Source organism: Devosia sp. (assembly GCF_028290435.1).
GTDB lineage: Bacteria > Pseudomonadota > Alphaproteobacteria > Rhizobiales > Devosiaceae > Devosia.
In genome coordinates this window covers 75885-100222 of sequence record NZ_JAQGJV010000024.1, presented here as the reverse complement: position 1 = coordinate 100222, position 24338 = coordinate 75885, and the positions used below count along the sequence as shown (strand labels likewise).

Here is a 24338-nt window from a genome sequence, read left to right as displayed (position 1 = left end):
CCAGCGTGCCGGATCAGGCCGTCTCTGCGGTCACGGCTGACGCTGACGAGATGGCGGAAGGAACAGCCCCGCCTGCTTCGTCGGCGGAGCCCGATGTCGCGACCCTTGAGCTAGGGGCGTTGCGCAGTGCCAAACGCTTCTATCTCAAGGCGATGCTGAGTGTTCCCAGCATGGCACGGGCACGCGCGATGCTAGAAACGCTGCCCCCCGAAAAGCGGCTGGCGCAAACCTGCAATATTGAGGCCTTGGCCCAGATCGGCAATGCCGGGGAAGGCTTCGCGCCCGACATTGTGATGGCGGAAGCCTATGCCAGGTCGGAGATGACAGGGACGCGCGTCGCAGCGAGCGGCGCGATCTTCCGCTCCGGAGAAAGGTGGTATGGCCTCGCCTTCGACTGCACGCTCAGCGACGACCTCCAGAGTGTCACAGCGTTTTCCTATCGGCTCGGCGCCGACGTGACGGACGCGGTGCTTGCTCGACTGAGCAAGACCTAGAGCAGACATGCTTTTGACTAAGGAGTTTGGTAGCCTAGACGATATCTGTCGCTTTCGGCCAATGCGGAGCTGCAGAACTGAAAGATTCTATGACCGGGGACCTCATGCTATCTGTCTGCCAACACGCTACTGGCTGGTATTGGCCTGGATCGCAATCTTCGGCGGGCTCCCTGTCTGCTTGATCCTCACTTTGGGACCCGTGGATTGCGGGGGTGGCAGCGCTTGCTACCTGTTTGGTACAGACTGGAATAGCGAAGTCGAGGGCGTCTACGTTTTGGGTCTCGGAGCCGGTGCAATAGGTGGGTTTGCGGCCCTACTTTGGTGCCTCGGCGTACTGGCGCTGATGCTGGGGCAGAAGCCCTCAAGAACCCGGCGAGGGACGCCAGACATTCAGTTTTTTACTGGTTCACTCGCGGTATTAGGAGTCCCCTGCACACTCGCAACCACCGCCGCATTGCTTGGACGAGGTGGACTCGTGTCCAGTCAAATCTCTACCGAGTTCATATTGAGGATTTCCACTTTATGCCTCTTGGCCCACTTAGGGCTTGTCATTTGGATAATCGTCTTTGCTGTTCGCCGGACTGCAGCCGCGAGCGCTTAGCCCCGGCGATCAGAAAAACAAACTTGCCGGTTCGAAGACCCCTTTAGGTGAAAGGCCAACACCAACCTTCTGACCGAAATGGGGTCGGGAAACGACCGGGCGGCCAGGGGAGGAAGGGACCGACAGGTTTCCTGAGCTTTTCTGGAGAAGTACACGCTATTAGAGGTCGGCTTTTTTGGTGCTCATAAATACTGCCGTATCCTTCTTCACATGCAAAACCCCGCCGTGCCGACCGAAAGCGGCATCTATTGCGTGACGAAATTTGCCCAGCGTCTGCTGATCAGCAGAATCTCCCGGTGGATACGAAGTCAGAGCGAGATAAACCACCTCGGGATCAGTTACCCGCAGGCTGGCAGGATGAACAGCTTGGCTCACAGTTCCAAACTGCTGCTGCATCAGTTCCGTGGCTTTATGGTAGCCAAAGGCAACGGCAGCAGGATCCATTGGATCGCTCCCCAGCACGGTCGTCAGCTCATAAAGCTCCGCCAGATTGGCGACCCCATTGGTAGTCACTGCCAGCGTACCGCCGGGCTTCGCCTATTGGATCACCGTTGCCACGTGCTCCGTCGTAAGCTTCGTGATCTCGGCGCTCTGGGCGGTAAATGGTTGGCCTTCTCCCTTGCGGTCGACGGTCAACTATGAAGCAGTCTTTGCCATAATGTTCGGGCTGTTCGTTTTTTGTCCTGGATTGATACTGTTCGATGAGCATATTCCTGGGTCGTCGAGAAACCCGGCGCTAAAACGGGCGTTTGTAACCGGTCTTGCCTTTGCGAGCTATGCGTTCGCCCGAGGAGCGGTGCTTCTGCTGCAAATGACCGTGTTGCACCTCTTCTAGTTTCACTCCGGCGGTTCTTCCCGGCGCGCCGTGTAATTTCCACCCCTGCATGGTCGACGCCCCGAAGGTCGAGACCACCGGCCTCTAGGCGAGGCATGGTACCTTTTCGCCGCAATAGCTTCGGTACACCTTCGTTTGGAATGGCAACTCCTCTACGACTGTGTGGTTAAGTTGGAGACTTCGATGCGGGTTACCGAGCCGTCGGCCACCGAGTAGCGCCCGGAAGAGGGCAGCCCGATCGACAACCTCGCTTCCGTTCACCGAGCCGGATGCGGAGGAAAACGCAGGCTACCTCCCGAAATAGGCTTCAGGTAGGGCAAACAGAAAGTACGAAGGTCGGGATGAGTTTCTGCTGGCGGTACGTAATGTCCAACTGCGCAGTCCAATGTCGATCAAATAGCATTTGCCAGTGCCAGGTTTCACACATCAATCTTGTGAAGTCCGCGGATTGTCTCCCAAGGCCGTCTGCTCCCAGTTCCGACCCAGCTTGGGTAAGTTCCCACGTTTGAGTAAAACGCTTCTGGCCACAGTCAATCTCGAACAACGCGCTTTCGAGTTTGTTCCCTGGGAAGCTCATTTTCGCGGCGTTTGAATCAGCGGCTATTTTAGTCAGGACGGAACATACTTCCGCCTCGCTGGGTCCGCTCCCGCTCTCTTGAGCCCCAGACGGCAGTGTGAACCCAACCAGCGCCAACAGGACGAACCGTGATTTTCTGAAACTCATCAAGGTGCCTCTGTCCCAAAGTGCGTGACCATATATTTTCCGAACTCCCCAAAACAATAGCCTAAAGTGGCCCCACAGCGGGCCACTGACGCCCGTTCAGCAGTCCTGCACAAGGGTATACGCCTTATAGCAGTCCCGAGATCGTTCAGCCCCTGCACGTTCACTCTCTCACTCTGCTCAACGGCTACTCTGCGGGGTCCACATCTAAGGGTGCCATTCACCCAATGACATTGGAGATCCTCTCCAGAGTCGGTATTCCAACTGATGGCCTACGGTCCAAGGCGTGGGACGTGTTCGCCGTTCCTGGGGCACCAAAGATGAATTTCATCTTCCCGGTTTGTGATAACGCAGCAGGTGAACCTGTTCGCTCTGGCCCTCTTGGTCTGCGATTTCAATAGCTCTTCGACCAGTTCGTAGAGGTTGATGTCCCGATCGAGGAGTGCCTTCTTGAGGTCTCTGATCCGGGAAGGATCGAGGTAGACTAATAAGGCCCGCCGGCCATCCTTCCGAGGAGCTTTGCCGACCCCGTCAACTGAGGTGGTAGGTTCCTGGTGTGCTTTTCGCATGTGCGGTCCTCAACAGACGACGATAAGTTGCAACGTACTTTGTCACCTTCTCACTTCAGACTCTTCAATGGTCCTGGGCAGTCCCGCGGAGCTTCGCTCGGCCACATCGGGACTTGAACCGTTCCTGGCGCCAGCGGCAAAGTTCCCGTTAGCTGAAAACAAGCTTATCATGCTGAATCGTCACGGTTCTTTACTTTTCCTATGGCCGGGAATCAATTTCATGCGCCCGCTTTCAAAAATGCTGCAAAAGACGCATTGACGGATATGCCGGTTCGGGCGTATCTCCCGCCTCAGGACATCTTGCCCTAACGCAAGACGCATAGACCTGGGAGGGTCGCTGAATATGGCTGATATGCCCCATACCGCACCGGCGGTGAAACCGGCTAATCCAAATTTTTCGTCGGGCCCATGTGCCAAGCGTCCAGGCTGGACGGTTGAGGCGCTTGCTGGCGCATTGGTGGGTCGTTCGCACCGCTCCAAGCCGGGCAAGGCCCGCATTCAGCGCGCCATCGATCTGACGCGCGAGCTGCTCGAAGTGCCTGCGGATTACCGCATCGGCATCGTGCCTGCCTCCGATACCGGCGCTGTCGAAATGGCGCTGTGGAGCATGCTGGGCGAGCGCGGCGTCGACATGCTGGCCTGGGAAAGTTTTGGCGAAGGCTGGGTCACCGACGTGGCCAAGCAACTCAAGCTCGATGACGTGCGTATCATCAAGGCCGGCTATGGCGAATTGCCCGACCTGAGCCAGGTCGATACTGACCGCGACGTGGTGTTCACCTGGAATGGCACGACATCTGGCGTGCGCGTTCCGAACGCCGACTGGATCAAGGCCGACCGCAAGGGCCTCACCATTTGCGACGCCACCTCGGCGGCGTTTGCGCAGAAGCTGGAATTCGACAAGCTCGATGTGGTGACCTTCTCCTGGCAGAAGGCACTGGGCGGGGAAGCCGCCCATGGCGTGCTGATCCTGAGCCCCCGCGCCGTCGAGCGGCTGGAGAGCTTCAAGCCCGATCGTCCGCTGCCCAAGATTTTCCGCCTGACCAAGGGTGGCAAGCTGCTCGAGGAAGTGTTCGAGGCCGCCACCATCAACACGCCCTCGATGATCTGCATCGAGGACGCGGTGGACGCCATGGAATGGGGCCTGCGCGAAGGTGGGCTCAAGGGTCTGCAGGCTCGTGCCGATGCCAATTTCAAGGTGCTGGCCGATTGGGTCGGCAAGACCGACTGGGTCGAATTTTTGGCCAAGGACGCGGCGTTCCGTTCCAATACCTCGGTCTGCTTCTCGATCGTCGATCCGGCCGTGACGGCGCTCGACGGCGATAAGCAGGCAGCATTTGCCAAAGCGATCGTGTCGCGGCTCGACAAGGCTGGCGTGGCCTATGACATCGGCGCCTATAAGGATGCGCCGTCGGGACTGCGCATCTGGGCCGGCTCGACGATTGAGGCGGCATCGCTGGCCGCTCTGACGCCGTGGCTGGATTACGCATTCGCCGAAGAGAAGGCCGCGCTCCTCAAGGCCGCTGCTTAACAATACTTCCCCCCACCCTAGCCCTCCCCTCAAGGGGGAGGGGACCGATTGAGTTTGCGGCCAGCCTCGGATGATCGAGCGCCGCGATCGGCTCTCCTCCCCCTTGAGGGGAGGAGGTGGAGGTGGGGGGGACTCGCCACACACTCAGTTTCCAAGGAGGGCGTCATGCCCAAGGTTCTCGTTTCCGACAAGCTTAGCCCCACCGCCGTCCAGATCTTCAAGGATAATGGCGTCGAGGTGGATTACCTGCCCGATCTGGGCAAGGACAAGGAAAAGCTGCTCGAGGTGATCGGGCAATATGATGGCCTCGCCATCCGCTCGGCCTCCAAGATCACCGAAAAGATCATCGCTGCCGCGACCAATCTCAAGGTCATTGGTCGCGCCGGCATCGGTGTCGACAATGTCGATATCCCGGCTGCCACGGCCAAGGGCATCATCGTGATGAATACGCCATTCGGCAATTCCATCACCACCGCCGAACACGCCATTTCCCTGATGATGGCGCTAGCCCGCCAACTGCCCGAGGCCGATGCCTCGACCCGTGCCGGCAAGTGGGAAAAGAATCGCTTCATGGGCGTGGAAGTCACCAACAAGACGCTGGGCCTGATCGGCGCCGGCAATATCGGCTCGATTGTTGCCGACCGGGCCCTGGGCCTGCGCATGAAGGTCATCGCTTTCGATCCGTTCCTGACCCCGGAACGCGCCCAGACCTTGGGCGTGGAAAAGGTCGAGCTGGACGACCTTCTGGCTCGTGCCGATTTCATCACGCTGCACACTCCGCTGATCGACGCGACCCGCAACATCATCAGCAAGGAGGCTCTGGCCAAGACCAAGAAGGGCGTGCGCATCATCAACTGCGCCCGCGGCGGCTTGATCGATGAAGCGGCACTCTATGATGCACTCAAGTCGGGCCAGGTTGCCGGCGCGGCGCTCGATGTGTTCCTCGAAGAGCCGGCGCAGAACAGCCCGCTGTTCGAGCTGCCCAATGTCATCTGCACCCCGCATCTGGGCGCGGCGACGACCGAAGCGCAGGAGAATGTGGCGCTCCAGGTGGCCGAGCAGATTTCGGCCTATCTGATGAGCGGCGAAATCACCAATGCGCTCAACTTCCCGTCCATCTCGGCCGAAGAAGCGCCGATCCTGACGCCGTTCATCAAGCTGGCCGAAGTGCTGGGCTCATTTGCGGGCCAGCTCACCGAAACGGCGATCACGGGCATTCGCATCGAGTTCGAAGGCAATGTCGCGGCGATGAACACCCGGCCTATGGTGGCGGCGGCGCTCAATGGCGTGCTCAAGCCGATGATGGGCGAGGTCAATATGGTTTCGGCCCCGCAGATCGCCAAGGATCGCGGCATTAATGTCGAGGTCATCACCCGCGAGCAGCAGGGCGCCTACGAGAACTATATCCGCCTGACGGTGATGACGGAGCTGCAGGAGCGCGGCGTGGCCGGCACGGTGTTCGCCAATGGCAAGCCGCGTGTCATCCAGGTCAAGGGCATCAACATGGAGGCCGAATTGACGCCGTCCATGCTGTATGTGACCAACGAGGACAAGCCCGGCCACATCGGCCGCTTGGGCACGCTGCTGGGCAAGCTCGGCATCAACATCGCCAACTTCAACCTGGGCCGCGTCGAAGTCGGGCAGGACGCCATCGCGCTCGTCTCCATCGATGGCACGCTGACCGATCCGCAACTGGCCGAAATCGCCGCCCTCGAAGGCGTCAAACAGGCCCGCGCGCTGAAGTTCTAAGCGTTACGCATGATTGTTGCGACCGGCGCCTCAGGCGCCGGTCTTTTTTTATGGCCGCCGTGCCGACCATTCCGCCAGCACGATGCCGCCGATGATGATCGCGGCGGAGAGGTAGTGGTAGAGTTCAAGGTGTTCGCCGATGATCAGCACCGAGAGCAGCGTGCCGAATACCGGGATCAGGTTGTGGCTGGGGGCGGCGCGGTTGGCGCCGAGCAGTTCGACGCCGCGGGCATAAAAGATCTGGCTGAACATGGACGGAAAAATCATCACATAGGCAAGGACGCCCCAGACCTTGGGTGAGGCATGGGCGAGGTTGGCGAACTGGCCCAATCCGCCGCCGAACAGTTGCAGGGTGATCAGCCCCGTGACCGCCGCCCCGGCGAAGGCGACGCCGAGAAAGCTCATCAAATGCACGTCCGGGCGGTATTTCAGCGCCAGCGTGTAGATCATGTAGGTCAGGCAGGCGACGATCACATAGGCGTCGCCGATATTGATATCGAGGGTCAGCAGGCGGGCCGGGTCGCCATGAGTGGCGGTGAGAATCACTCCGCTGATGGCGATCAGCACGCCGGCGACCTGCAAGGCGCGGGCGCGGACCCGGAACACGATGAAATTGGCGCCGAGAATCATCATCGGCAGGGCAGCCTGTTCGATCGAGGAATTGACTACGGTTGTAGTCTTGAGCCCGACATAAAGAAAGACATTGAACAGCGCATAGCCGATGGCGCCATAGGCCATCAGCAGCGGCCAATAGCGGCGTACCACCGGCCAATCCTGCCGCAAATGGGGCCAGGCGAACGGTAAAATGACCGCAAGCGCGCCCAGGCACCGGGTTGCCAGCAGCAGGAACGGGTCGATTTCCCCAATCACCAGCTTGGCCGCAACGCCATTGCCGCCCCAGAATAATGGGGCCAGAATGAGCATCAGATAGGGCTGATCGAGCAGCCGGGCGGTTATGCCGCGATTTTGGGTCGCCACCGGCTTTGTCATCGTCGCTCGGGTGATGTAAGGACAGTCGGACTTAGCAGTTATTCGGCCGCGATCAAATGTCCTGAGCGACCGAAGCAACGATGGTGACGGCTTATCCGCCAAGCGGCCCGCAGGGGTCGGGGCGGCGTGGGCGTGCCGATCTTGAGGAATTAAGCGCATGGCAAATGTGGTTGTCGTCGGCTCGCAGTGGGGCGACGAGGGCAAGGGCAAGATCGTGGATTGGCTATCGGAGCGCGCCGACGTCGTCGTGCGCTTCCATGGCGGCCATAATGCCGGCCACACCCTGGTCATCGACGGGGTGAGCTACAAGCTGGCGCTGCTGCCCTCGGGACTGGTACAGGGCAAGTTCTCGGTCATCGGCAATGGCGTGGTGGTCGATCCGCACCATTTTGTGATCGAGCTGGCCAAGCTGCGCGCGCAGGGCGTCGATATCACGCCCGAACTGCTACGCATCGCCGACAATGCCCCGCTGATCCTGTCGCTGCATCGCGAACTCGATTCGATCCGTGAGGACTCCAATGCGGGTCTGAAGATCGGCACCACCAAGCGTGGTATCGGGCCCGCTTACGAGGACAAGGTGGGTCGCCGCGCGATCCGCCTGATCGACCTCAGCGAGCCCGAGACGCTGATGCCCAAGATCGAACGCCTATTGCTGCATCATAATGCGCTGCGCCGCGGCATGGGGCTGGTCGAGATCAATGCCGATGCGATCTACGAGGAACTGACCTCGGTCGCCGACCAGATCTTGCCGTTCATGGACCAAGTCTGGCGCATTCTCGACGAAAAGCGCAAGGCGGGCGCCCGTATCCTGTTCGAGGGCGCGCAGGGCGCCTTGCTGGACAATGACCACGGCACCTATCCGTTCGTGACCTCGTCCAACACCGTTGCCGGGCAGGCGGCGGCCGGTTCGGGCCTTGGCCCAACCGCCATCGGCTATGTGCTGGGCATCACCAAGGCCTATACGACCCGCGTCGGCGAGGGCCCGTTCCCGTGCGAACTCGATGACGAGGTCGGTCGCCATCTGGCCAGCGTCGGCAAGGAAGTGGGCGTCAATACCGGGCGGCCCCGCCGCTGCGGCTGGTTCGATGCGGTGCTGGTGCGGCAGACCGTGCGCACCTCGGGGATTTCCGGCATTGCGCTGACCAAGCTGGACGTGCTGGACGGGCTCAAGGAGATCAAGGTGTGCGTCGGGTACGAACTCGATGGATCACGGATTGATTATTTGCCTGCCTCAATGGGGGCACAAGCGCGCGTTAAGCCGATTTACGAGGTGCTCGAAGGCTGGTCCGAAACGACCGCCGGAGCGCGCAGCTGGGCCGAACTTCCCGCGCAGGCGGTCAAGTATGTGCGCTATATTGAAGAGCTGATCGGGGCACCGGTCGCCATGCTGTCGACGAGCCCGGAACGGCTGGATACCATTCTGGTGCATGACCCATTCCAAGATTGAGATTTTTTGTTACAAGATAGCCGCAATCGTGAGTAGCAAGTAACCTATGGCGGACTATAAAGAGCTGTTGCGCCGGGCCATCTCGGCGCTGCCGGAGAATAATGGGGCTGCACGACGTGCGGTTTACGAGAAGGCGCGCACAGCCCTTGTCGGGCAATTGCGCGCCATTACGCCGCCATTGCCGGCGCGCGATATCACCCAGCACCGGCTGCAGCTCGAAGATTGTATCCGCCAGGTGGAGCAGGAAGCCAGCGAGGCCGTGATCTCGCTGAGCCGCGATATCAATCTGAGCGCGCGTCCTGCTGCGCCCGAAACGGTTGCGCCAGCGGCAGCGCCGATTGTGGCGCAAGCCGCGCCAGTGGCAGTGCCGCCGCCGCCCAAAGCAGTTGAGCCGCCCAAGCCCGTCGAAGCGCCGAAGCCCGTCGAGGCCTCTCAGCCCGTCGAAGCCCCCAAGGCGGGCGGCAGCATCGAAGATATCATCAACCAGGCGGCCGCCTCGGCTTCGGCCAGCGTTGTCAGCATCACCGCCAAGCCGGCCGAACCGAAGCCCGAGGTCCGTGACGAGCGTCCGCTGCCCTCGATCGTGGCGCGCGCGGAAGCCGCCAAGAGCGGGCCGACCTCATCGATTTCCAGCGGCGTCGCCCGGCAGGCCGATAGCCCGCTGAAGGCACCGAGCTTCACGCCGCGTCGCGAGCCAACGCCCCTGGCGGCCAATTCGTCCGAAACCGTACGCGTCACCTCGCGCATGGAGCCGAGCCTGGGTAACCAGGCCCTGGCGCGCCAGCAGGTCGCCATGCCGCTGGCCGTGGTCGATGCACCGCCCGTCGAGGCTGCACTGTCGGCCGTCCGCGAAGTCGAAGTCGAGCCCGATCCACGCGAGGCTGAGGGCGCCATCGAGCGCGCCATCGAAACGCTGGACCGCGAGGCGCGCGGCGAAGTCACCGTGCCCTTGGCAGACCCGCAGGCCAGGCCGTCTGGCACCACTGCCCGCAACGGCACTGTCGAAGCCGATGACGACGCCAGCGACGTGAGTTTTGCCGCTGCGCCTTCGGGCGGGCGGAGTGGCGCCGGGCTGACGATTTTCCTCGTGGTGTTCGTGCTGCTGCTGGCCGGTGTGGGCGGTGGCGGCTTCTGGGCCTGGCGCGAAGGCTATGTCGATCTCGACCAGATGTTCGGTCGGGCCACCACGACGCCACAGGTCGCCGAAGTGGCGCCGCCGGCCGAGACTACTGCGCCGACGCTGGATACCAATGAAGCGCCGGCCCCGGCCGCCGACAATGCCGCCGGTCCGGGCAATACCGCGACCACCAGCGGCACCGATGTGCCGACGACCGCCTTGGAGGGCCTCGAAATCCAGGACCGGCTGGAGCCTACCCCCACGCCAGTGGTGCCCAGCGCCAACCAGACCGCCTTGCCGCAATTGGGCGGCGACGAGGTCAAGGGCGAAGAGCGCTTGCCCGACGAACAGGCCACCCCCGCGCCGAGCACCGACCTAACGGCATCGGTCGATCCGGCAGTGCTCGCGGGCAGCCAATCGCTGCTGCTGGAAGCCTCGCCTGATGGGCGCACCGGCGCAGTGCCGTTCTCGGGCACTATCGACTGGACCGAAGGCGTCGATGAAGTCGGCCTGCCGACCCTGGTCGGCAAGGCCAATATTCCGGCGCGCAATCTAGGTATCTCGATGACCATTCGCAAGAATGCCGATCCGAGCCTGCCCGCCAGCCATTTGATGGAAGTCGATTTCAGCGTCAACGACACCTTTGTGGGCGGCACCATTGCGGGCCTGCCGGGCGTGTTGCTGAAAAACGAGGAACTGGTGCCCGGCACGCCACTGGTGGGCGCATCGGCACGGGTGGTGGGCAATTCGTTCCTCTTCGCCCTCAGCGCTTCGCCCGCCGACGCGGCGACCAATACCGACCTGCTCGAACACCGCAAATGGATGGATCTTGCGGTGATCTACGGTACCGGGCGGAACGCCATCATCACGCTCGAGAAGGACGATGCCGCACAGGCGCTGTTCGACAAGGTGTTCACGGCCTGGGCCAAGCCCGCACCCTGAGCGGGCCGATATTCACGCCAGGGCGGCCTGCAAATGCCAGTCTTCTCCGCTTCCGGTGCTCACGTACCTAAGTACGCTGCGCTCCGGTTCTCGAAGACTAGCATTTTCGACTCGCCCTGACGTAAATCTCGACCCACTCACCGAGACTCTTTCAAAGTCAGCCGGTAATCGGCCAGTTGGTAGCGCCGGCTGGCGAGGGCGGCGACGTCGTCCTGATGGTGGCTGACGAGGATCGTGTGCCAGTTCTGCCGTTCGGTCAGGGTTCTTACTAGGGCGCGGATGGTCTGCCGGGTGTCGTCATCGAGCGCCGAAAAGGGTTCATCCAGCAACAGCACGGGACGGTTCCGCAGCAGCGTGCGAGCAAGCGCGACGCGCTGCTTCTGGCCGCCGGATAATGTGGCGGCGCGTTGCGGGCCGATCTCTTCCAGACCGACTTCTGCAAGCGCCTGCGCGACGCGCTGGTCGATGATAGCACGTGGCGTACGAGCGGGCAGACCCAGCGCCACATTGCGGGCAGCGCTCAAATGCTCGAACAGGCTTTCCGATTGCAGCAGTAGCGAAACCGGGCGGCGTTCGGGTGGCAATCCCAGCATGTCCATGCCGTCGAGGGTCAGCGTACCGGAAACCGGTGCCAAGAAGCCGGCGAGCTGGTCGAGCAGGGTGGATTTTCCCGAACCGCTGGCTCCCGAGATCGCGGTGATCTGGCCGGGCAGGGCGTCGAACGAAAACACATAGGGCGTGGCCTGGCCGGGATAGGCGAAGCTGAGGGCTTCAGCGCGCAACATGGGCGAGCCTTTCGAACAGTTTGGGCAGGGCGACAAAGGCTAGGATGGTGCCGACCAGAAGGATCGCAGCGATGGCGGCGGCGTCATTTCCGCGATAAGCGCCCAATGCGCGGAACATCAGCAGCGGCAGGGTCTGGAAATCCTGCGTACCGAACAGGGCGATGACGCCCAGGTCGCCGAGCGAAAAGCAGAAGGCCAGCGCCAGCGCCACGCCGATATCGCGGCCGAGCAGGGGGTATTCCACCAGCGCGAACTGCCGCCAGCCGGACAGGCCGAGCGAACGGATCAGTTTGCCGCGACTGCGGGCGATGGCGTCAAGTGGCGGGCCGAGCGTGGCGACGGCGAAGGGCAGCGACAACATGGCATTGCCGAGAATGACCACATAGGGCGCCGCAATGGCAGGGGCGACACCGAGATTGCGGACGGTAAGGAAGAAGCCCAACGAGAGCACCACGGCGGGGACCGCCAGATAGGCGTAGCTGGGAATGCCGAGGGCGGTGCGCGCTGCGCCATTGCCGGTGGCGCTACGGCCCAGCGTCAGGATCAAGGCGAGCGCCAGGGTCAACAGGGCCGAGACGCAGCCGATGACAAGGCTGGCGGCGGTGGCGTGCCAGAAGCTGGCGGTGGCGACCACCGGGGGGATGCCGGCGCCGAAGCCGCCGATCAGCACCGTCAACAGCGGTAGCACGAAGCCGAGGGTGCAGAGGATCAGCACCACGGTTTGCAGCGCGCGGGCGGCGAACGGGTCACGCCAGCTTGGAGCGATCGAGGCGCCCAGGCTGGTGGGCACTGGCGCCAGTGCAGAGGCGCCGAGGATGACGACGGAACAGACCCCGATCTGCGTCAGTGCCAGCATGACGGCACCCTGTAGGTCAAAATCCTGGCGCACCGCGGCGTAGATGGCCACCTCCAGCGTCTGGTTGGCCGGCCCACCGCCGAGCAGCAGCACGATGGGGAAGCTGGTGAAGGCGAGCAGGAAGATGATCGCGGCAAGGCCGGGGATGGTGCCGGCCATGGCGGGCCAATCAATGATGGCGAAGCGCTGGCGCGCGCTCAGTGCCAGGCTCTGCCCGGTCTTGAGACGCGGTTGTGGGATGGCGTCGAGCCGCGCCAAGAGGATGCGGGCGGCAAAGGCGCCGTCGAGAATGACATGGGCAAACAGGATGCCGGAGAGGCCGAAGGCGGGGTTGCCAATGGTGTGGCCGGTTAGCACGTCGGCCGCCTGGTTGATCCAGCCGTTGCGGCCCCAGATGGTGAGCAGGCCGAAGGCGACCACCATGCCGGGGGTGACGATGGCCGAGGAAAACAGCCCGACCACCAGATCACGGCCGGGAAAGCGCAGGCGGTTGAGGCTCCAGGCGAGCGCAATGCCGACGAGGAGCGACAGGATTGTGGTGAGGCTCGCCTGGATCGTGGTCATACGGACGAGGTGGGCGATGTCGAGCCGCGAGGCGGAGCTGGCGGCGCCGGTGGCGGTGGCGAAGATGGAATAGAGAACGACGGCGATCAGGCCCGCTATGGAGAGCGCGAGCAGGGCGGCGGCGGCGATGCGGAGGGGGCGTTGGGGGAGAGTGGTCATGAGGTGGCCATGCCAGTTCGAGCATGCGGAGGGCTCCCCCCACCCCAACCCCTCCCCTCAAGGGGGAGGGGCTCTGGGCCGGTGGCCGGCGCGTGATATTGCCGCGCGCATGATCCAGTCCCCTCCCCCTTGAGGGGAGGGTTAGGGTGGGGGGAGGCCAGGGTGAGCACGGACTTGCCCTACTGAATCGCCTTCAACATCTCATCGATCCACTCTTTCGAGTGCGCCGCGATCTCTTCATCGCTCAGGTGCAATGTCTTGCTCGGCTGCGGCATGGAGGCAAATGCCGGATCGAGGTCCGCGCCGAGGTCCACCACAGGGAACATCCAGTTGGTATCCGGAATAATCTTTTGGCCAGCGGTGGACGAGAGATAAGCGAGGAACTGCTTGGCCAATTCCTGGTGCTTGGACGACTTCAACACGCCAGCGACCTCGATCTGGGCGTAGTGGCCCTCATCGAACAGCGCGGCGTGGATCGTGTCGTCGTGCTCGGAGACAATGTGATAGGCAGGCGAGGTCGTGTAGCTCAACGCCATATCGGCCTCGCCCTTGAGGAACAGGTCGTAGCTTTCGCTCCATTCGCGCGTCACCGTCAGAATATGCGGCTTGAGGCCCTTCCAGATTTCGGCGGCGCGGTCGCCATAGGCGGCCTTGACCCAGAGCACGAGGCCGAGGCCCGGGGTGGCCGAGCGCGGATCCTGGATGGCGATCTTGAAGCTGTCCGGCAGCGCGATCAGCTCCTCGAAGGATTTTGGCGGCGTCTTGACCGTGTCGCTGTCATAGACGAAGGCGAAATGGGCATAGTCGAACGGCACGAATTGCTTGTCGGTCCAGGCATCGGGCAGCGCGAGGCCGGAAAGGTCGAGGCCATGGTCGGCGAACAGGCCCGTGGCGCGGGCTTCCCCGGCAATCGAGGTATCGAGGCCCACGATCAGGTCGGCCGGCGTGGTGTCGCCTTCAAGCTGGACACGCCGCAGCGTGCCAATGGACGAGTCAGCGGCGACCCAGTTGACGGTGCAGCCGCAGGTGGCCTCGAAGCCCGCCTTGAGACCGGGGCCGGGGCCCCATTCGGCGGCAAAGCCGTCATAGGTATAGATCGTCAGCACCGGCGCTTCTTGGGCGATGGCGGGAGCGGCGAGCAGTCCGGTTAGGACCGCAAGCGCCAGACGGGTGAATTTGACCATGGGTCATTCCCTTCAAGGTTTGCGGCCATGTGAGAAGGGAATATGTCAATGGCGCAGGCGCGAGAAGGCACCCCTTGCCATCTCGAACTTCCTCCGCCAGCATGACCTGGTTCAGGTTCAATGGGTAACTCTCAGCTCCGGATTTCTCCGGAACACCCCAGCGAGACGCCCCACACTTAATGAGTGCTTTGTGACAGTGCAAGAGACTTCCGTGGCCGAAACGGACGGGTTGCCTTTGGTCTTCGAGGGCCCGATCGCCATTGTGGGCGGGGGCAATGTCGATGCGTCCCTGCTGCGGGCGCTGGCGAAAATGGGCGTCATGCTGGTGGGCGCCGATGGCGGCGGCGACGCAATCGGCGCGGCCGGCCTTGTGCCGGCGGCGATCATAGGCGACCTTGATTCGCTCTCGGATCGTGCCGCATGGGAGACCCGGACGCGGGTCATCCATATTCCCGAACAGATCACCACGGACTTCCAGAAGGCGATCTATTCCACCCGCGCACCCGTGACGCTGGCGCTGGGGATGACCGGCAAGCGGCTCGATCACACGCTGGCGGCGCTCAGCGCCGTGCTGCAATTCGCGCCCGAGCGCAAGCTGCTGCTGATCGACGAGGTGGATGTGGCTTTCGCCGCCGTCGGCGCATTTGCGTTCGAGGCGACGGCCGGCGAGCGGGTATCGATCCATCCGCTGGTGCGGGTCGGTTTCGTGCGCTCGACGGGTTTGTTTTATCCGCTCGACGGGTTGTTGCTGGAGCCGGGCGGGCTGATCGGCACCTCCAATGCGGCGACCGGCGGCCGCGTGGAAATCGAGCCGGAGGACAACACGCCCTGGTTACTGATCCTGGGCAAGGAGCGGTTGTGGGATTTGCTGGGGGAACTCTCATGACCCAGACCGCAGCCGAAGCCGAGACCCACCGCGCCATTTCGGCGGTCTGGAAAATCGAGCAGCCCCGCCTGATCGCGGGGCTGACGCGGGTGGTGCGCGATATTTCCACGGCCGAAGAGCTGGCGCAGGATGCACTGGTGATCGCGCTCAAGACCTGGCCGCAATCGGGCGTTCCCAATAATCCGGGCGCCTGGCTCATGCAGGCTGCCAAGCGCCGCGCCATCGACATGTTCCGCCACCGCAAGATGGCCGCCGAAAAGCTGGTCGATGTCGGCCACGGCATCGAAACCGACACGCCCGACCATATTGAGCAACTGCACGAGGCGCTGGATGACGATGTCGGCGACGACCTGCTGCGGTTGATCTTCACCTCTTGTCATCCCGTGCTACCGCCCGAGTCGCGCGTGGCGCTGACGTTGCGGCTATTGGGTGGCCTCACCACCGAGGAAATTGCCCGGGCCTTCCTCGTGGCCGAACCCACCATTGGCCAGCGCATCGTGCGCGCCAAGCGCACCATTGCGGAGGCCGGCGTGCCGTTCGAAGTGCCCCGTGGTGCCGAGCGAGCCGAGCGGCTGGCCTCGGTGCTGGGCGTGGTTTACCTGATTTTCAACGAGGGCTATTCGGCCACCGCCGGCAGCGACTGGATGCGTCCGCAGCTTTGCGACGAGGCACAACGTCTCGGCCGCGTGCTGGCGCGGCTGACGCCCGAGGAGAGCGAAGTGCATGCGCTGGTGGCGCTGATGGAAATCCAGGCCTCGCGCACGCAAGCCCGCACCGATGCCCAAGGCGAGCCGGTGCTGTTGCTCGATCAGGATCGCTCGCGGTGGGATCAGTTGCTGATCCGGCGCGGCCTTGCGGCTTTGGCCGAAGCCGAACTCCTCGGCGGGGCCGAGGGACCTTATGCCATCCAGGCCGCGATCGCCGCCTGTCACGCGCGGGCGCACAAGGGCCAGGACACTGATTGGTCGCGCATCGCCGCGCTCTATGGCAGGCTGGCCGAGGTAACGCCCTCGCCGGTGATCGAACTCAACCGCGCCGTTGCCGTCTCGATGGCGGAAGGGCCGGGGCCGGCTCTGGCGCTGATCGACGCGATCAAGGACGAACCGGCGCTCAAGAGCTATCATTTCCTGCCCGTGGTGCGGGGAGATCTCCTGGAAAAGCTGGGCCGACGCGCCGAGGCCAAAGCCGAATTCGAAAAGGCGGCCAGCCTGACGCACAACGAACGCGAACAAGCGTTTTTGCGCGCGCGGGCGGAGTTGCTGGCTTAGGGGCCTCAGGCCGCTTCGAACTTGGACTCCAAAATCGCCCGGTCGAACGGCTTCATCATGTAGTCGCTGGCGCCGGCGCGCAGTGCCATGGCGATGGCGCCGATATCGTTCTCGACCGTGCAATAGACGATGCGCGGCTTGTCGCCGCCCACATAGGCGCGCAGCAGCTTGAGGAATTCCAGCCCGCTCATGATCGGCATGTTCCAGTCGAGCAGGATCGCGTCCGGCATTTCCTGGCGGCACTTGTCGAACGCTTCCTGGCCGTCCTCGGCCTCGTCGACGATGTAATCCATGTCTTCCATGATACGCCGCGCCACGGTGCGGACGACGGTGGAGTCATCGACGATGAGGCAGGATTTCATGGGCATGACTTTCGGCAGAGGCGGACGCTTGGTGATTATGCGCCGCCACTGCCTACGGAAAGGTTAGCGTTACCGCTGCAATAGAGCCGGTATCCGTATTTCCGCGATCAGGTCTGAACCGATCAGTTGACGGTTTCGGCGACCACTGCGGCCTTGGGCACGGCGGTCAGGTAGAACATCTCGTTTTCGATACCGATGGTGATGTCCATGTCGGTCATCCGCGCCAAGAGGCCAGTATAGAACGGCTGGATGCCCCGCGCGTCGACCGAGCCTTCTTCGGGCATGCCCGACAGCAGCCCGACGCAGCCGGCGGGGATCAGCGTCTTCTGACGCTTTTCCGGATCGCTCTTGGAGGTGAACTCAAACTTCTCGCTGCCGGCGTCGCCGGTGATGCTGGCCGTCACCTGGCCGCCGCGCGGTACCGACATGGCGGCGATCAGCAGCATGTTCATGAACAGCTTGGCCTTGTGCTTGGGCATCAGGATCAGCGGCACGTTCCATTCGAGATCGGCCTTTTCGATCTCGAACAGGATGCGCGCCACGCGTTCGCATTCGCGCGTGTCGATATCGGTGCCAGCGGTGGAGGACGCCCCATAGGCCAGGCGGGCGAATTCGAGCTTGGCGCGGCTCTGCTTGGCGGCGCTGGCGATCAGGTCGCGCGCCCCTTCGCTCATGTCGCCCTGGCTCGGATCAGCCAGAACTTCGAGCCCATTGCCGATCGCCCCGATCGGATTGATCAGGTCGTGACAGACCCGGGAGCACAACATGGCCGCGAGATCGGTTGCCTTGAGCTCGATGATATCGGCCATCTATGCAGTCTCCGTAAGAGCGCGCGCCGAGGGACGCGCGGGAATCAGTGACACCGACATTAGAGTGTCATCGGTAAAAATAGACCTATTTTTATGGCCGCAGGCGGCGATACGCGCAAATTGCCCCGAGACTGCCGGCGCTACTGTCGGACCAATACCTTGGCCAAAGCCGGCCAGTTCTTTGCGGCCTTGGTGGCTGCCTCCGCAGGCGCCAGCAGGAAGGCCTCGCGATTGCCGGCTGAATAGAACATGTAGAGGCGCTGCTCATAGACCGCATAAATGCTGGGGTCGGCATCGGAGACGAAGCCGCGCGCCACGCTCATGGCGCCATGGCCACCGAACTGCGGCGCATAGATTTCTGGCGCGCGGGCGAAGACGTCGCGATTGGCGGCATTGGCGAAATGCCAGGGCACGCCGCTCCAGGTGAATTCGTAGTCGCCGCGCCCCAGCAGCGGCGCGGGCTCGGTGAAATAGGAGACCGCGTCCATGCCGTCGATGGCGACGCCGGTCAGCGGATCGGTGATGATCGTGGTGACGATGGACTGCGCCTGCGCCGTCCCGGCCATGCTCAATAGCGGCAGAACAAAGGCAAGCATGGTTAAGATTTGTTTAGAGGTTTGCTTCATGATTGCCAGCAATGATCGGTGCGCGCGTCCGACGCTGAAGCTACAAGCCAAAGCTTAAGGTCCTCGTAAACACCGTGCTGCCCCCGGAGGACAATCATGTTCAAGCGCTTCGCTCTCGTTCTTGCCGTGCTGACGGCGATCCTTTTTCCGGTGCCCGCAGCCTTTGCCCAGGGGTCGCTCGGCGATACCTATTCGGGCGAGGAACTGGTCAATACCGGCAGCGCCTTCTTCGGCTCGGTAGCCCAGGGCCTTGCCTCGCTGATCGAACGCTCGGTGAGCCAGTTCGGCCTGCCCAATGGCTATATCCTGGGTGAAGATGCCGGTGGCGCCCTGTTTGCAGGCGCCCGGTACGGCCAAGGCACGCTTTACACTCGCAATGCCGGTGAAATCCCGGTGTTCTGGCAGGGCCCGAGCCTGGGCTTTGACGTTGGCGGCGATGGCTCCAAGTCGATGATGCTGGTCTACAATCTCTCCCAGATTCAGGAAATCTACGGCCGCTTCGCCGGCGTCGATGGCTCCGCCTATATCATCGGCGGGCTGGGCATGACGGTGATCAAGAACCGCAATATCGTACTGGTGCCGATCCGCTCGGGCGTCGGCGCGCGGTTGGGCTTCAATGTCGGCTATCTCAAATTCACCCAGGAGCCGACCTGGAACCCGTTCTAGCTGGCGAAAACCACACGATTTGATCGTAAAAGTGCCGTAGCCGGGGCCAAGGGTCCCGGCTCTATCGTGACTGGCTCGCGCAAACGCGTTAGGAATGTTGGGCGGTGAGGATGGCGCCTTTGCGCCATTGCTGCCAGATAGGGTTTACCCGCAAGGGCGTGGCGGCTCCGGAGTTCGGTCGATGGGCATCGAGAACATCATGTATTTCGCGCTCGGCCTGCTCGCTGCGGGCCTGTTGGCGCTGATCATCATGCCCGCCGTATGGCGACGCGCCGTCCGCCTGACCAAGCGCCGCATCGAGGCTGCGACCCCCATCACCATGGCCGAGTTCCGCGCCGACAAGGATCAGTTGCGCGCCGAATTTGCGCTCAGCACCCGCAAGCTGGAGATGACCATCGAGGCGCTGCGCAAGCGGATGGCCGAGCAGATCACCGATGTCGACCGCAAACGCGCCGACCTGGGGGCGCTCAAGGCCGAACGCGACCAGCACGGCGCCGTCGTGGGGGAATTGGAGGCCCGCGAGGCCGAAATCCGCGCCCGCCTGGCGGAGCTGGAGCGCGACAATACCGATCTGGCGCAGCGGTTGCGGATGCGCGAGCGCGAACTGTCGGTACGCAATGGCGAACTTGAAACCATGCGCGGTGGCGCCGGGCCCAAGAAGGCCACTGCCGACAGCCTGGTCGCCGCCGAAGCGCGTCTCGCCAGCGCCGAGACCCGGCTCAACGCCATTCTGGCCGAAACCGGCGAGGCGACCGAGAAGGCCGGGGGCCAGGCCAACCAATTGCTGGCCGACAAGCTCAGCCTCGACGACGAACTCGAAGTCCTGCGCACCAAGGTTGCGGGCGTCGAATCCACGCTGCTCGCCGATTGGGACTCCGATCGCATGGACGAGGCCAAGCTGCGCGACCGGCTCAATGAGATCGCCGCCAATGTCAGCCGCCTGGTTTATGCCAGCGAAAGCGAAAAGCCCGTGGTTGCCGGCCCCGAGGAAAGCCTGTTCGACCGGGTGCAACGCTTCGCCGCCGATGGCAAGACCACCGAGGAACTGCCCAAGCCGCCTCCACTGGGCAAACGCAAGGGCGGCAGCGTTACAGATCGCATGGCGGCTTTACGCGAGATTCAGGGGCGCTGAGGCGCTCGGATTTAGCGTCAAACCATCCCACCCACCGACCTTCCCGCGGGCTTGCTCCGCGGGCCACTCTCAGCACGGCACATGCGGCCAAAGGCCCGCGGAGCAAGTCCGCGGGAAGAACCGCGGGTGGGGAAAGCTAAAGCGCGCCACGACGCGCAGTTTACGGCGCCGTCCCGATCACCACCGTTCGCGTCAATTCCCCGGTCTTCTGATCGAACAGCGCCAGCGTCACAGCGCCCCCAATCCGATACGTCACATTGACCGTCCCATCCGCCACTACTGCCGAAATCACCTCGGCTCCCGCCGGCATAGCGACGCTTGCTGCGACCTCGGGCGGCGGGCTATCGCGCATTACTCGATAGACAAGCGCGAAACCAATCGCGATAAAGCCCAGCAACAGGATGCCGATCGATATTCCGAACGAGCGGCGCGCCTTTTTCAGGATGGCCTTCGCCTCGGGCGACAGTGGGGCATCCGCGTCTGGCCCGTTTGGCCCGGAATTTTGAGGATCGCTCATGCAGGACCTACCCATTGAGGAAATCGATGGTGATGAAGTCGAAGTCGTCGTCGATGCCGAACAGGCCGGCGGGCGGCTCGATGCTGTCCTCGCCAAGGCCCACGACGTTCTTAGCCGCAGCCGCCTCAAGGACTTGATCCTCACCGGCGCCGTGGCTATCGACGGCGTTGTCGTCAGCGAGCCCAAATATCGCGTCAAGGCCGGCGAGACAATCACTCTTATCGCCCCGCCCCCAGAAGATGCCGAGCCCCAGGGCGAGGATATCCCGCTCGACATCCTTTACGAGGATGACCAGCTCATCATCATCAACAAGCCCGTCGGCATGGTGGTTCACCCGGCGCCCGGTAGTCCCAACGGTACGCTGGTCAATGCGCTGATCTTCCATTGCGGGGAAAGCCTGCAGGGCATCGGCGGCGTCAAGCGCCCGGGCATCGTGCATCGGCTCGATCGCGATACGTCGGGCGTGATGGTGGCCGCCAAGACCGACCTGGCCCATCAGCACCTGTCCGCCCAGTTTGCCGACCATGGCCGCACCGGGCCGCTGCACCGCGCCTATATCGCTTTCGTCTGGGGCACCACGGAGACCGGCAAGGGCACCATTCAGGCCCCGCTTGGTCGCGACCAGAACAATCGCCTCAAGCAGACCGTGCGCAAGGACGGCCGCGAGGCCATCACTCATTACGCCGTCGAAGCCCGTTTCGGCGGCGAGGGTTGGGACATCACCCGTATCCAGTGCCAGCTCGAAACCGGGCGCACCCACCAGATCCGCGTCCACATGGCCTATATCGGCCACCCGCTGGTCTCCGACCTGGTCTATGCGCCCGGTTACGTCACCAAGATCAACCGTCTGCCGCCCGAGGTCGCTGGCCCCATCGTGGCGCTTGGCCGCCAGGCGCTCCACGCCGCCGAACTCGGCTTCGAACACCCGACGACGGGCGAGGAAATGATGTTCGAGGCGCCATTGCCGCCGGACCTGGAGGCGCTTGAGGAAGCGCTGGAGGATTTCGACAAGGCGTTTGCACGGTAGGGCAGGCACCCTCATCCGGCGCTGCGCGCTACCTTCTCCCCGACGGGGAGAAGAATAGGGGCACTGAGCCCTCAGGATTCCTCCCCGACGGGGAGAGGGTTGCCGAGCGAAGCGGAGGCCGGGTGAGGGTGTCCGCCCGGTTGGAACCCTATCCAATTTGTAACGTTAGCTGAGGTTCGGCAGCCCTTACAATTGCCGGATTGCTGCTTACATATGAGATCGTTTCGTCCCCTGTGCCGCTCTCGGACAGGGCCGAAATATTCCGCCCGCGGAATGCGGGGGAGCCAGAAAGGGGTGCGTTCAATGGCCCAGACTAATCTGCCCGTCCTATCCGCCGAAGGCGGTCTCAGCCGCTACCTGCAAGAAATCCGCAAGTTCCCGATGTTGGAACCCAATGAAGAATTCATGTTGGCCAAGCGCTACAAGGAGCACGCCGATCCGGGCGCTGCCCAGCGTCTGATCACGTCTCACCTCCGCCTCGTGGCCAAAATTGCTATGGGCTATCGCGGCTATGGCCTGCCTATTTCCGAAGTCATTTCGGAAGGCAATGTGGGCCTGATGCATGCTGTCAAACGCTTCGAGCCCGATAAGGGCTTCCGTCTGGCCACCTATGCGATGTGGTGGATTCGTGCCGCGATCCAGGAATATGTCCTGCGCTCGTGGTCGCTGGTCAAGATCGGCACCACCGCCGCGCAAAAGCGCCTGTTCTTCAACCTGCGCAAGGTCAAGGGCCAGATCGCCGCGCTCGACGATGGCAATCTGCATCCCGACCAGATCGCGCAGATTGCCACCACGCTCAACGTGACGGCCGAGGAAGTCGTGTCGATGAACGCTCGCCTGTCGGGCGATGCTTCGCTCAACTCGCCGATGCGTGCCGATGAAGGCTCGTCCGAATGGCAGGATTGGCTGGTCGACGATACGCCGAGCGCCGAAACGCGCCTGGGTGACAGCGAAGAATACAATGAGCGCATGGGGCTGCTGAACGGCGCCATGGAAGTGCTCAACGAACGCGAACGCGCCATCTTCCAAGCCCGCCGCCTGCAGGACAATCCGTCGACGCTCGAAGAGCTGGCCCAGCAATACGACGTCAGCCGCGAGCGCATCCGCCAGATCGAGGTCCGCGCCTTTGAAAAGGTGCAGGATGCCGTCAAGGACGCCGCCCGCCACCAGGCCGGCGCCAACGCCTAACAATCATCCGCAGAATGCGAAAGGCCGCCCCGAGGGGCGGCCTTTTTGTTTGTGCAGAACGTGTTAGCGGGTGATCGGTTTCTCATTGGCCTCTCGCCAGGCCTGCTCGGCCTCCAGATGCTCCCTGGTCACGCTGTCGGCGGGGAAGTCGAAGGACTCAAACACTTGGCGCAGTTCAACTTCCTGGCCCTCCTCGAACGGGATGCGCTTGCACCATTCCAGCGCCTCGGCCCGGTCCTTGACCTGGACCAGCCAGAAGCCGGCGATCAACTCCTTGGTCTCGGTGAAGGGCCCGTCGGTAACGGTGATCTTGCCCGCTTCGGATTTGATGCGGGCACCCTTGGAGGATGCCTGCAGGCCCTCGGCGACCAGCAGGATGCCGGCATCGATCAGGGTTTCGTTATAGCGACCCATAGCGGCGATCAGTTCGGACGGTGGCATGATGCCAGCTTCGCTTTCGGGAGAGGCCTTGACGATGATCATGAAGCGCATGGCGGTATCTCCTGAGGCTGGGGTTACATACCCATGAAGGATTTTGGCGTTTCGCCCTGCAGGAACGGCTCGATAAGGCCATGGAGCAGCTCGGGCTGGTTGATGACGGCAGTATGGGAGGTGGCGGGCAGGATGGCGAGGCGCGAGGCGGCGAGCGGCGCGCCCATGTCGCCCATGACACCACCGCCGAGCAACTTGAAGAACGCCACTTCGTGCTCCAGCGTCACCACGTCGCTATCGCCGGCGATGACAAGCACCGGGCTCTTGATGGTCTTGACGCCCGCCTCCCAAGCCAGAGGCTCGTGCTCGAGCGCGATCATCTTGTCGACGAAGGCCGGAAAACCGTCTGGATTGACCGCCAGCTTTTTCCAGGCGGTCTCCATGGGCGTGCCAATGAACATTTCCGGCTTCATCTGCGGAACAAACGCCATATAGGCCGGCTGCATGCCGGACATATCATAGCCAGCGGAGGCGCTGATCAGTTGATCGACTTTTTCGGGATGGCGAATGGTGAGTTGGATGGCGGCGCCCGCGCCCATGGAATAGCCGAACACGTCGGCCTTTTCGATATGCAGGGCGTCCATCAGGCCGGCGACGTCATCGGCGAGGTTCTCATAGGTGATCGGGCGGTCGATATCCTCAGTGCGGCCATGGCCCTGAAATTCCATTGTGATGACCTTGTGGGTCTTGGCCAGCATGGGGATGATCTCGCCCATATCGGGAATGGTCATATAGGCGCCCGGCAGCACGATCAGCGGGTCACCTGCGCCGGTAATCTCGTAGTAGATGTTCATGCCGTTGACCGGAACGGTTTCGGCGTGGGC

General features: G+C 62.8%; 23 protein-coding genes, 1 pseudogene and 1 riboswitch. Of the genes and pseudogenes, 13 read left to right on the top strand and 11 right to left on the bottom strand.

What is annotated here, in order from left to right; all coding sequences use genetic code 11:
* Nucleotides 1–494 (top strand): DUF930 domain-containing protein (locus JWP26_RS06960; protein WP_299725058.1); only part of this gene is annotated, 494 nt, incomplete at its 5' end.
* A gap of 760 nt (nucleotides 495–1254) precedes the next feature.
* On the opposite strand, the gene JWP26_RS06955 is transcribed toward JWP26_RS06960, so the two are convergent.
* On the bottom strand, nucleotides 1255–1539 hold the full coding sequence (locus JWP26_RS06955; protein WP_299725056.1) for a hypothetical protein: 285 nt from the start codon (nucleotides 1537–1539) through the stop codon (nucleotides 1255–1257).
* 58 nt (nucleotides 1540–1597) lie between these two features.
* On the opposite strand from JWP26_RS06955, the gene JWP26_RS06950 reads away from it, so the two are divergent.
* The 4 genes and pseudogenes from JWP26_RS06950 (at nucleotide 1598) to serA (ending at nucleotide 6497) form a co-directional block, all read left to right on the top strand.
* Entirely contained in the window at nucleotides 1598–1930 is a 333-nt protein-coding gene (locus JWP26_RS06950) for a hypothetical protein (protein ID WP_299725054.1), read from the top strand.
* Between the two features lie 909 nt (nucleotides 1931–2839).
* Nucleotides 2840–3028: pseudogene (locus JWP26_RS06945) on the top strand (arsenate reductase ArsC); the annotation flags it as partial.
* A gap of 544 nt (nucleotides 3029–3572) precedes the next feature.
* Nucleotides 3573–4748: a phosphoserine transaminase gene (locus JWP26_RS06940; RefSeq protein ID WP_299725070.1), complete on the top strand. Its 1176-nt coding sequence runs from the start codon at nucleotides 3573–3575 to the stop codon at nucleotides 4746–4748.
* Between the two features lie 165 nt (nucleotides 4749–4913).
* On the top strand, nucleotides 4914–6497 hold the full coding sequence (gene serA, locus JWP26_RS06935; RefSeq protein WP_299725052.1) for a phosphoglycerate dehydrogenase: 1584 nt from the start codon (nucleotides 4914–4916) through the stop codon (nucleotides 6495–6497).
* A gap of 48 nt (nucleotides 6498–6545) precedes the next feature.
* Here the strand turns inward: serA and JWP26_RS06930 are convergent, their stop codons facing one another.
* Nucleotides 6546–7487 (bottom strand): DMT family transporter, encoded by a 942-nt coding sequence (locus tag JWP26_RS06930; protein WP_299725050.1) that lies wholly within the window; start codon nucleotides 7485–7487, stop codon nucleotides 6546–6548.
* 157 nt (nucleotides 7488–7644) lie between these two features.
* Between JWP26_RS06930 and JWP26_RS06925 the strand changes: the two genes are divergently transcribed.
* Together JWP26_RS06925 and JWP26_RS06920 are read left to right on the top strand one after the other, a co-directional pair.
* A complete protein-coding gene (locus JWP26_RS06925; protein ID WP_299725048.1) occupies nucleotides 7645–8934 on the top strand; it encodes an adenylosuccinate synthase in 1290 nt (429 codons plus the stop codon).
* 46 nt (nucleotides 8935–8980) lie between these two features.
* Nucleotides 8981–10993: a hypothetical protein gene (locus JWP26_RS06920; RefSeq protein ID WP_299725046.1), complete on the top strand. Its 2013-nt coding sequence runs from the start codon at nucleotides 8981–8983 to the stop codon at nucleotides 10991–10993.
* Nucleotides 10994–11130: 137 nt separating this feature from the next.
* Here the strand turns inward: JWP26_RS06920 and JWP26_RS06915 are convergent, their stop codons facing one another.
* From JWP26_RS06915 to thiB, 3 genes are all read right to left on the bottom strand, one after another.
* Nucleotides 11131–11778, bottom strand: coding sequence for an ATP-binding cassette domain-containing protein (locus JWP26_RS06915; RefSeq protein WP_299725044.1), 648 nt, complete (start codon nucleotides 11776–11778; stop codon nucleotides 11131–11133).
* Nucleotides 11765–13357, bottom strand: a complete 1593-nt coding sequence (locus tag JWP26_RS06910; protein WP_299725042.1) for a hypothetical protein — start codon at nucleotides 13355–13357, stop codon at nucleotides 11765–11767. Before JWP26_RS06910 ends, JWP26_RS06915 begins: the two co-directional genes overlap by 14 nt.
* A gap of 179 nt (nucleotides 13358–13536) precedes the next feature.
* Nucleotides 13537–14541 (bottom strand): thiamine ABC transporter substrate binding subunit, encoded by a 1005-nt coding sequence (thiB, locus tag JWP26_RS06905; protein ID WP_299725040.1) that lies wholly within the window; start codon nucleotides 14539–14541, stop codon nucleotides 13537–13539.
* 71 nt (nucleotides 14542–14612) lie between these two features.
* Nucleotides 14613–14711, bottom strand: a riboswitch (TPP riboswitch).
* Nucleotides 14712–14752: 41 nt separating this feature from the next.
* On the opposite strand from thiB, the gene JWP26_RS06900 reads away from it, so the two are divergent.
* Complete coding sequence (locus tag JWP26_RS06900; protein ID WP_299725038.1) at nucleotides 14753–15427, top strand: thiamine diphosphokinase; 675 nt, start codon at nucleotides 14753–14755, stop codon at nucleotides 15425–15427.
* The gene (locus JWP26_RS06895) at nucleotides 15424–16695 is read left to right on the top strand and encodes an RNA polymerase sigma factor (protein ID WP_299725036.1); all 1272 of its coding nucleotides are present in this window, start codon (nucleotides 15424–15426) and stop codon (nucleotides 16693–16695) included. Before JWP26_RS06900 ends, JWP26_RS06895 begins: the two co-directional genes overlap by 4 nt.
* Nucleotides 16696–16700: 5 nt before the next feature.
* Here the strand turns inward: JWP26_RS06895 and JWP26_RS06890 are convergent, their stop codons facing one another.
* The 3 genes from JWP26_RS06890 to JWP26_RS06880 form a co-directional block, all read right to left on the bottom strand.
* Nucleotides 16701–17057 carry a PleD family two-component system response regulator gene (locus JWP26_RS06890; protein ID WP_299725034.1) on the bottom strand — a complete coding sequence of 119 codons (357 nt, stop codon included), beginning with the start codon at nucleotides 17055–17057 and terminating at the stop codon, nucleotides 16701–16703.
* 122 nt (nucleotides 17058–17179) lie between these two features.
* Nucleotides 17180–17866, bottom strand: coding sequence for a histidine phosphotransferase ChpT (gene chpT / locus JWP26_RS06885; protein ID WP_299725032.1), 687 nt, complete (start codon nucleotides 17864–17866; stop codon nucleotides 17180–17182).
* Nucleotides 17867–18006: 140 nt separating this feature from the next.
* Nucleotides 18007–18462 carry a YHS domain-containing (seleno)protein gene (locus tag JWP26_RS06880; RefSeq protein WP_299725030.1) on the bottom strand — a complete coding sequence of 152 codons (456 nt, stop codon included), beginning with the start codon at nucleotides 18460–18462 and terminating at the stop codon, nucleotides 18007–18009.
* A gap of 126 nt (nucleotides 18463–18588) precedes the next feature.
* Here JWP26_RS06880 and JWP26_RS06875 point away from each other — a divergent pair, with 126 nt between their 5' ends.
* Together JWP26_RS06875 and JWP26_RS06870 are read left to right on the top strand one after the other, a co-directional pair.
* Entirely contained in the window at nucleotides 18589–19158 is a 570-nt protein-coding gene (locus JWP26_RS06875) for a DUF1134 domain-containing protein (protein WP_299725028.1), read from the top strand.
* Between the two features lie 181 nt (nucleotides 19159–19339).
* On the top strand, nucleotides 19340–20290 hold the full coding sequence (locus tag JWP26_RS06870) for a hypothetical protein (protein ID WP_299725026.1): 951 nt from the start codon (nucleotides 19340–19342) through the stop codon (nucleotides 20288–20290).
* 160 nt (nucleotides 20291–20450) lie between these two features.
* Here JWP26_RS06870 and JWP26_RS06865 read toward each other — a convergent pair whose 3' ends face one another.
* Nucleotides 20451–20807 (bottom strand): DUF6476 family protein, encoded by a 357-nt coding sequence (locus JWP26_RS06865; protein WP_299725024.1) that lies wholly within the window; start codon nucleotides 20805–20807, stop codon nucleotides 20451–20453.
* On the opposite strand from JWP26_RS06865, the gene JWP26_RS06860 reads away from it, so the two are divergent.
* Both JWP26_RS06860 and rpoH read left to right on the top strand, forming a co-directional pair.
* Nucleotides 20806–21834, top strand: a complete 1029-nt coding sequence (locus tag JWP26_RS06860; protein ID WP_299725022.1) for an RluA family pseudouridine synthase — start codon at nucleotides 20806–20808, stop codon at nucleotides 21832–21834. The two genes, JWP26_RS06865 and JWP26_RS06860, sit on opposite strands and share 2 nt — an antisense overlap.
* A gap of 303 nt (nucleotides 21835–22137) precedes the next feature.
* Nucleotides 22138–23022, top strand: coding sequence for an RNA polymerase sigma factor RpoH (gene rpoH, locus JWP26_RS06855; RefSeq protein WP_299725020.1), 885 nt, complete (start codon nucleotides 22138–22140; stop codon nucleotides 23020–23022).
* A gap of 63 nt (nucleotides 23023–23085) precedes the next feature.
* Here rpoH and JWP26_RS06850 read toward each other — a convergent pair whose 3' ends face one another.
* Complete coding sequence (locus JWP26_RS06850) at nucleotides 23086–23514, bottom strand: YciI family protein (protein ID WP_299725018.1); 429 nt, start codon at nucleotides 23512–23514, stop codon at nucleotides 23086–23088.
* 23 nt (nucleotides 23515–23537) lie between these two features.
* Complete coding sequence (locus JWP26_RS06845) at nucleotides 23538–24308, bottom strand: alpha/beta fold hydrolase (RefSeq protein WP_367184086.1); 771 nt, start codon at nucleotides 24306–24308, stop codon at nucleotides 23538–23540.
* Between the last annotated feature and the right edge of the window lie 30 nt (nucleotides 24309–24338).

What these genes read in the sequence shown, in the direction of transcription:
- JWP26_RS06940 (WP_299725070.1), top strand. Translation starts at nt 3,573, where the DNA reads ATGCCCCATACCGCACCGGCGGTGAAACCGGCTAATCCAAATTTTTCG.
- JWP26_RS06915 (WP_299725044.1), bottom strand. Translation starts at nt 11,778, where the DNA reads ATGTTGCGCGCTGAAGCCCTCAGCTTCGCCTATCCCGGCCAGGCCACG.
- JWP26_RS06865 (WP_299725024.1), bottom strand. Translation starts at nt 20,807, where the DNA reads ATGAGCGATCCTCAAAATTCCGGGCCAAACGGGCCAGACGCGGATGCC.
- thiB (WP_299725040.1), bottom strand. Translation starts at nt 14,541, where the DNA reads ATGGTCAAATTCACCCGTCTGGCGCTTGCGGTCCTAACCGGACTGCTC.
- JWP26_RS06920 (WP_299725046.1), top strand. Translation starts at nt 8,981, where the DNA reads ATGGCGGACTATAAAGAGCTGTTGCGCCGGGCCATCTCGGCGCTGCCG.
- serA (WP_299725052.1), top strand. Translation starts at nt 4,914, where the DNA reads ATGCCCAAGGTTCTCGTTTCCGACAAGCTTAGCCCCACCGCCGTCCAG.
- JWP26_RS06860 (WP_299725022.1), top strand. Translation starts at nt 20,806, where the DNA reads ATGCAGGACCTACCCATTGAGGAAATCGATGGTGATGAAGTCGAAGTC.
- JWP26_RS06910 (WP_299725042.1), bottom strand. Translation starts at nt 13,357, where the DNA reads ATGACCACTCTCCCCCAACGCCCCCTCCGCATCGCCGCCGCCGCCCTG.
- JWP26_RS06955 (WP_299725056.1), bottom strand. Translation starts at nt 1,539, where the DNA reads ATGGATCCTGCTGCCGTTGCCTTTGGCTACCATAAAGCCACGGAACTG.
- JWP26_RS06895 (WP_299725036.1), top strand. Translation starts at nt 15,424, where the DNA reads ATGACCCAGACCGCAGCCGAAGCCGAGACCCACCGCGCCATTTCGGCG.
- JWP26_RS06845 (WP_367184086.1), bottom strand. Translation starts at nt 24,308, where the DNA reads ATGAACATCTACTACGAGATTACCGGCGCAGGTGACCCGCTGATCGTG.
- JWP26_RS06870 (WP_299725026.1), top strand. Translation starts at nt 19,340, where the DNA reads ATGGGCATCGAGAACATCATGTATTTCGCGCTCGGCCTGCTCGCTGCG.
- JWP26_RS06875 (WP_299725028.1), top strand. Translation starts at nt 18,589, where the DNA reads ATGTTCAAGCGCTTCGCTCTCGTTCTTGCCGTGCTGACGGCGATCCTT.
- JWP26_RS06890 (WP_299725034.1), bottom strand. Translation starts at nt 17,057, where the DNA reads ATGAAATCCTGCCTCATCGTCGATGACTCCACCGTCGTCCGCACCGTG.
- rpoH (WP_299725020.1), top strand. Translation starts at nt 22,138, where the DNA reads ATGGCCCAGACTAATCTGCCCGTCCTATCCGCCGAAGGCGGTCTCAGC.
- JWP26_RS06850 (WP_299725018.1), bottom strand. Translation starts at nt 23,514, where the DNA reads ATGCGCTTCATGATCATCGTCAAGGCCTCTCCCGAAAGCGAAGCTGGC.
- JWP26_RS06930 (WP_299725050.1), bottom strand. Translation starts at nt 7,487, where the DNA reads ATGACAAAGCCGGTGGCGACCCAAAATCGCGGCATAACCGCCCGGCTG.
- JWP26_RS06925 (WP_299725048.1), top strand. Translation starts at nt 7,645, where the DNA reads ATGGCAAATGTGGTTGTCGTCGGCTCGCAGTGGGGCGACGAGGGCAAG.
- JWP26_RS06880 (WP_299725030.1), bottom strand. Translation starts at nt 18,462, where the DNA reads ATGCTTGCCTTTGTTCTGCCGCTATTGAGCATGGCCGGGACGGCGCAG.
- chpT (WP_299725032.1), bottom strand. Translation starts at nt 17,866, where the DNA reads ATGGCCGATATCATCGAGCTCAAGGCAACCGATCTCGCGGCCATGTTG.